The sequence below is a fragment of the Streptomyces cylindrosporus genome (assembly GCF_022698165.1).
Classification (GTDB): domain Bacteria; phylum Actinomycetota; class Actinomycetes; order Streptomycetales; family Streptomycetaceae; genus Streptomyces; species Streptomyces cylindrosporus.
The window spans coordinates 1-679 of record NZ_JALDAY010000039.1; the positions used below are offsets into that span (position 1 = coordinate 1).

Genomic DNA, 679 nt, shown 5'->3' on the forward strand with positions numbered 1-679 from the left:
TTCCTTGACTTCCTGGCCCTCCTCGACGGCGACCTTGACGATGGTGCCCTGCATCGGGGAGGCCAGGGTGTCGCCGGAGGCGGCCGGGCCGGACTTCTTGGCGGCGCGGCGTTTGGGGCGGGCGCCGGCGGCCAGCCCGGTGCGGGCCAGCGACATGCCCAGGCTGGAGGGCAGGGAGACCTCCAGGCGCTTGCCGCCGACCTCGACCACGACCGTCTCGCGGCCGGGTTCCTCGTCGGTGTCGGTGTCGGTGGGGGCGGTGAAGGGCTTGATGTCGCCCGCGAACTCGGTCTCGATCCACCGGGTGTGGATGGTGAACGGGTCGGCGGAGCCGGTGAGTTCGGGGGCGAAGGCGGGGTCGGTGACCACCTTGCGGTGGAAGGGGATCGCCGTGGCCATGCCCTCGACGGTGAACTCCTCCAGCGCCCGGGAGGCCCGCTCGAGGGCTTCCTTGCGGGTGCGGCCGGTGACGATCAGCTTGGCGAGCAGGGAGTCCCAGGCCGGGCCGATCACGGAGCCGGACTCCACGCCGGCGTCCAGGCGCACGCCCGGCCCGGCGGGCGGGGCGAAGAGGGTGACCGTGCCGGGGGCCGGGAGGAAGCCGCGGCCGGGGTCCTCGCCGTTGATGCGGAACTCGAAGGAGTGACCGCGCAGCTCGGGATCGCCGTAGCCCAGCTCC

The 679-nt window shown here is 73.5% G+C and carries 1 pseudogene; it reads right to left on the reverse strand.

From position 1 onward, the window contains the following. Positions 1–679 (reverse strand): annotated as a pseudogene (locus MQP27_RS50760) (acetyl-/propionyl-CoA carboxylase subunit alpha); the annotation flags it as partial.